Origin of the sequence: Kitasatospora sp. NPDC127060 (genome assembly GCF_042724935.1) — a bacterium.
Taxonomy (GTDB): domain Bacteria; phylum Actinomycetota; class Actinomycetes; order Streptomycetales; family Streptomycetaceae; genus Kitasatospora.
Map to the genome: position 1 here is coordinate 1 of NZ_JBHXEG010000169.1, position 5,073 is coordinate 5,073.

6 protein-coding genes are annotated in these 5,073 nt (G+C 74.1%); 4 read left to right on the forward strand and 2 right to left on the reverse strand.

Features of this window, described 5'->3' with window-relative positions; genetic code table 11:
* Both ACFWIS_RS40320 and ACFWIS_RS40325 read left to right on the forward strand, forming a co-directional pair.
* Nucleotides 1-76: acyl-CoA dehydrogenase family protein (locus ACFWIS_RS40320; RefSeq protein ID WP_374214750.1), on the forward strand; the 76-nt coding region annotated here is incomplete at its 5' end.
* A gap of 145 nt (nucleotides 77-221) precedes the next feature.
* Nucleotides 222-908, forward strand: coding sequence for a TetR family transcriptional regulator (locus tag ACFWIS_RS40325; protein WP_380464160.1), 687 nt, complete (start codon nucleotides 222-224; stop codon nucleotides 906-908).
* Between the two features lie 174 nt (nucleotides 909-1,082).
* On the opposite strand, the gene ACFWIS_RS40330 is transcribed toward ACFWIS_RS40325, so the two are convergent.
* Together ACFWIS_RS40330 and ACFWIS_RS40335 are read right to left on the reverse strand one after the other, a co-directional pair.
* Complete coding sequence (locus tag ACFWIS_RS40330; RefSeq protein ID WP_380464039.1) at nucleotides 1,083-2,204, reverse strand: acyl-CoA dehydrogenase family protein; 1,122 nt, start codon at nucleotides 2,202-2,204, stop codon at nucleotides 1,083-1,085.
* Nucleotides 2,201-3,241 (reverse strand): ScbA/BarX family gamma-butyrolactone biosynthesis protein, encoded by a 1,041-nt coding sequence (locus tag ACFWIS_RS40335; RefSeq protein WP_380464037.1) that lies wholly within the window; start codon nucleotides 3,239-3,241, stop codon nucleotides 2,201-2,203. The genes ACFWIS_RS40330 and ACFWIS_RS40335 overlap by 4 nt, the downstream gene beginning before the upstream one ends.
* Before the next feature lie 237 nt (nucleotides 3,242-3,478).
* Between ACFWIS_RS40335 and ACFWIS_RS40340 the strand changes: the two genes are divergently transcribed.
* Nucleotides 3,479-4,108 carry a ScbR family autoregulator-binding transcription factor gene (locus ACFWIS_RS40340; protein ID WP_380464035.1) on the forward strand — a complete coding sequence of 210 codons (630 nt, stop codon included), beginning with the start codon at nucleotides 3,479-3,481 and terminating at the stop codon, nucleotides 4,106-4,108.
* A 24-nt stretch (nucleotides 4,109-4,132) separates the two neighbouring features.
* Nucleotides 4,133-4,849 (forward strand): HAD family hydrolase, encoded by a 717-nt coding sequence (locus ACFWIS_RS40345; protein WP_380464033.1) that lies wholly within the window; start codon nucleotides 4,133-4,135, stop codon nucleotides 4,847-4,849.
* Nucleotides 4,850-5,073: the final 224 nt, after the last annotated feature.

Genomic DNA, 5,073 nt, shown 5'->3' on the forward strand with positions numbered 1-5,073 from the left:
GGACGCGAAGATCACCCAGATCTACGAGGGCACCAACCAGGTCCAGCGCATCGTGATGGCCCGCAACCTGCCGTAACGACCGCCCGACCGGCACCGACGGCCGGCCCGGTCCGCCGGCCGGCCGTCAGGGGCCGCCCCGTGGCGCCGATGCTAAGTTCCGGAGAATGAGCGAGAAGGAAGAGCAGGACCAGCCCATGAACGACGGGCCCTCGAAGCCGGCGATGCGCGAGGCGCTGGTGGCCGCGGCTTTCGAGCTCTTCCTGGAGCGCGGCTTCGAGCAGACGACGATCGACGACATCGTCTCGCTCGCCGGCGTCGGCCGGCGCTCCTTCTTCCGCTACTTCCCGGCGAAGGAGGACGTGGTCTTCCCCGACCACGAGCGCAGCCTCGCCGAGATGACGGAGTTCCTGGAGTCCGGCACCGGCGAGGAGGACCCGGTCAAGCACGCCTGCGACGCCGCCCGCCTGGTCCTGCGGATGTACGCCGAGCAGCCCTCCTTCTCCGTCCAGCGCTACCGCCTCACCCGCAAGGTCCCCGGACTGCGCGCGTACGAGTTGTCGGTGGTCTGGCGCTACGAGCACACCCTCGCCGCCTACCTGCGTGCCCGCTTCGCCGACCGCCCGGACGGCCCGCTGCGCGCCACCGTGATCGCCGCCGCCGTGGTCGCCGCGCACAACCACGCCCTGCGCACCTGGCTGCGCTCGGGCGGCGAGAGCGACTGGGTGGCCGAGGTGGACGCGGCGATGGCCTTCGTGACCTCCAGCTGGAGCGATCGCCCCGCCGAGCCCGCCCCGGACGGCGAGGGCGGGTCCGACGACGTGGTGGTGCTGGTCGCCAGCCGCCGGGCCCCGCTGTGGCGGATGGTCCAGGGCATCGAGAGCGCCATCGGCGAGTCCCGCCGGGTCTGACCGCGGCCGTGCCCGTGCGACCGGGGCCGGTGCCGCAGTTGCCCAGTGACCGGTGACGGCCCCGCGCCGGCTTCCCGGCGCACCGGAACCCGCTCGAACGCCTGGGGCCGGCCACCCTTCGAAGGGTGGCCGGCCCCCGGCGCGTGGACGTCGGTGCGGCGTGCGGCGTGCGGTTCAGCCCCGGGGGCCGAGCACCACGGCGGCGTAGTCGGCGGCGGCCGCCTCCGCGCCGAGCACACCGTGCGCGGCCGCGGTGGTGACGTCCCGCCAGTACCGCTGGAAGGCGGAGTCCGCGCGCAGCGCCTGCGACCCCGCGGCGTGGAAGAGCCGGTCGACCGCGGCGGCGCACCAGGCCGCCGCCAGCGCGGCGTCCCGCCGGTTCTCCGCCACCAGCAGCGGCGTCACCTCGGCCCGGTCGGCCCGCTCCGCGGCCCGCTCCAGCACCAGCCGGGCCGCCGTGACCTGCGCCGATCCCTCGGCGAGCGCCAGCTCGGCCGCCGCCCGCCGGCCGGGGGAGAGCGCGCCCAGCCGCGCCGCGACGGCGGGTCGCCAGGCGTCCAGCGCCCCCTCGGCCGCGCCGAGCACCGGGGCCGCGAACATCAGCGCGCCGGCCAGGTGGATCGGGACCCGGTGGCACCGGGCCGCGTCCCCGCCGAGCGGCCGCTGGACGTCCTCCAGGGTGCAGGACAGCCGGTCGGGGACGAAGGCCTCGGCCACCTCCACCGCGTTGCTGCCCGTCCCGCGCACGCCCAGGCTGCGCCAGGTGTCCAGGACGCTCCAGTCCGCCCGGGGGAGGGCGAAGATCCGGTGCTCGGGCCGGTCCGGGGTGCCGGTCCGGGAGGCCAGTAGCAGCCAGTCCGCGTGGTCGACCCCGCTGGCGGTCTCCCATCGGCCCCGGATCCGCCAGCCGTCCCGGTCCCGGACCGCCTCGCCCTGCGGCGGCATGATCGAGGCGGCGATCACCGCGTCCGGCGAGTGGGCCCACAGCTCCTTCCGGCCCTCCTCCGGCAGGTAGGAGGCGAGGCGGCCGTGCGCCGCGAACAGCGTGGCGCACCAGGAGGTGGAGGGGCAGGTGCGCGCCACCGCCGCCGAGGCGGCCAGCAGTTCGGCGAAGCCGCCCGCCGCGCCGCCGTACTCGCGGGGGACGAAGTGCCGGGGGAACCCGGCGGCCACCACGGCGGCCACCGTCTCCGCGCCGAGCCGGCGCCGCTCCTCCACCGCGGACAGGTCGCGTCGGGCCGCGTCCACCACCTGCTCGACGGCCGGCCCGGAGAGGCTCGCACCGTCCTTGCTCACGACGCCTCCTGACGGGCTGCCGACTTCTGTCGCGGGTCGCGGTAGGCGAGCCGGGCGCTGGCGAGGACGATGCCGTGCTGGGCGGCGGTGACCTCGGCCGTGCGCGGTCCGGCTTGCCACCCCGGCCCGGGCGTCACGGTGATCGCCACCGGTGCGTCCGGTTCGGCGAAGGCGGTGAAGACCGAGCGCACGGCGGCGGGGTGCAGCGGGGCGCCCAGGGCGCGGCCGGCCTGCCGGAAGGCCTCCAGCAGGGCCATGCCGGCGATGTGGTCGGACGGGTGGTCGTGGAGCACCGGGTGTTCGGGGTCGTCGTCGAACCAGAACTGGCCGGGGGCGCCCCGTTCGTCCCGGGCCAGCAGGACGTGCCGGCCCTCCGGGTAGCCGACCTCCCGCTGGCCGAGCCGTTGCAGCCCGCCGACGGGCGCCGCGGGCGGTAATGCCGCGCCGGCCGCCGTGGCCTCCTTGGCGCGGATGTCGCGGTGGCGGATCAGTTGGTAGAAGTTCGGGTGCAGGACCTCCCAGCGGACGTCGGCCAGGCCGATCCGGACGCCCTCGACGGAGATCGCCGCCTGGAGCGCGAAACCGGCCCGGCGCGGCGTGGTCAGCCGCCGGGTGCAGACGACGTCCAGGACGACCCGGGCCGGACGGTCCGGCCGGACCGTGACCGTGCCGCCGGTCAGATCGAGGTCGAGTCGGTCGAGGACGAAGGGGTGCCCCTGGGGCACGCCGTGGAAGCGGTGCGAGAGGTGTATCAGGGTCTGCCGGACGGTCTCGGCCAGCAGCAGCGGATCCGGCGCGCGGCCGTTCCCGCCGTCGTGGAGGAATCCGTGCAGGAAGCGGTCCCGGTGCCACAGGGCACCGACGGTGAAATGGCCGTCGTCGTCGCGGAGGGCATCGGTGAGCAGGACCTCCGTCGGGGAGGTCTTGTGGACGGCGCCGGCCGGAAGGCGGTGCCGGAACGAGAGTCCGCGGCCGGGCGCGAGCGGTGCTGCCTGGTCGGACGACGGGTACCTTGGCGATGCGGTGAAGATGGACATGCGAGTGCGTCTCCCCGTTGGTGTGCCGTTCCCTAAGGTGGTGCCACCCCATCTGCGGGCGAGGGTCATGTCGGGTGACCGTTGATCCCGGCCCGAAAATATACCTGGGCGAAGGTATAAAGCCAGAAGCGCTGGGGCGCGAGAGAGGATTGGCGAACTGTGAGTCAGAACAAGGGTGTTGCTGTGGAATCGTTGTGGCCTGCTCCGACGATCCGGCCCGCGGGCGCGGCCGGTCCGATGCTCCGTCAGGAACGGGCGGAGCGGACGCGGGAGCAGATCCTGCACTGCGCCGCGCGGATCTTCGCCGAGCGCGGCTACCAGCAGACCAGCATCAAGGACGTGGCGGACGAGGTCGCGATGACCAAGGGCGCCGTGTACTTCCACTTCCCCAACAAGCAGGCCCTTGCCGTCGCGGTGGTCGACGAGTTGTACTCACGCTGGCCGGTGACGCTGGAGGCGGTGCGCGGGAAGGGCCTGTCGCCGCTGGACACCGTGATCGAGATGTTCAACGCGGCCACCGCCGCGTTCCTTGAGGACCCGATCATGCAGGCCGGCACCCGGCTGCAGAACGAGCGCGACGCCGTCGACGTCGAACTGCCGCTGCCCTACGTCGACTGGACCAACCTGATCTCGACGCTGATGCACGAGGCCCACGGCCAGGGCCAGTTGGCCCGTCACGTCGACCCGGACGTGGCCGCCCGGGTCGCCGTCGCGGCCTTCTTCGGCGCCCAGCACATCTCCGACAACCTGCACGGCCGTGCCGACTTCGCCGAACGCTGGCGCGAGGTGCGCGACACCCTCTTCCCCGCGCTGCGCGCCCTCCCGGGGTCCGCGGCCGACCCCGACCGTCACGTCACCCCGAGGTGACCCCGGCCCCCGAGGAGCCCCGCCATGCCCCTGTCCGACCGGCTGACCCCGTCCGAGCGGCTGGCCTTCAGTGACGTCGACGAGACGCTGATCAACTGCAAGAGCATGTTCGACTTCCTCGACTTCTACCTCGGCGGTCGGTACGGGCCGTCGGGTGCCGAGCGGGCCGCCCGGGTGCGGGCGGAGCTGAGCACGCTGGTGGTGGGCGGGGCGTCGCGCGAGCAGGCGAACCGGGCCTACTACCGGGTGTGGGCCGGGATGTCCGAGGAGTCGGTCGTCGCGGCCGGCCGGGAGTGGTTCGCCCTTCGCTCCCGGAGCGCCGGCTTCTACCTCGCCGCCACCCGCGAGGCTCTGACGCGGCACCGGGCGGCGGGCGATCCGGTGGTGCTGGTCTCCGGCTCCTTCCCGGCGCTGGTCGAGCCCGTCGCGCGGGACATCGGCGCGGCCCACGTGGTGTGCAGCCGGCCGGCGGTGAGCGGGGGAGTCCTCACCGGCGAGCTGGTCGGCGAGCCGGTGATCGGCGAGGAGAAGCGCCGGGCCGTGCGCGCCCTGCTCCGGGCGTACCCGCGCGTCGACCCGGCGGACTGCTACGGCTACGGCGACCACGTGTCCGACCTGCCGATGCTGACCGCGGTGGGCCACCCGGTGGTGGTCGGCGACCGCGGACTGGCCGACCGGATCCCCGGGGCCCGGCTGTTGCCCGCGGGCGGGGCGCTGTTCGCCGGTGCCGCGGACCACTGATCCCCGGCTCCGCTCTTCCTCTCCGTGGCGACTCTGCTGCGGTACGTTACGGTCCGATTAAAATACCTTCCCAAAGGTATGTGGATCTCCTAGCATCGCTGCGATGCATGCCCCCTTCGGTCCGTGTCGCTTGTCGGAGGACTCGTCGTGAAGCCTGAGAGCGCAGCCGTCCGTGCCCAGGGGCGCCCGGTGTCCCGGTTGTCCGGGGAGTGGGTGCCGGTGTT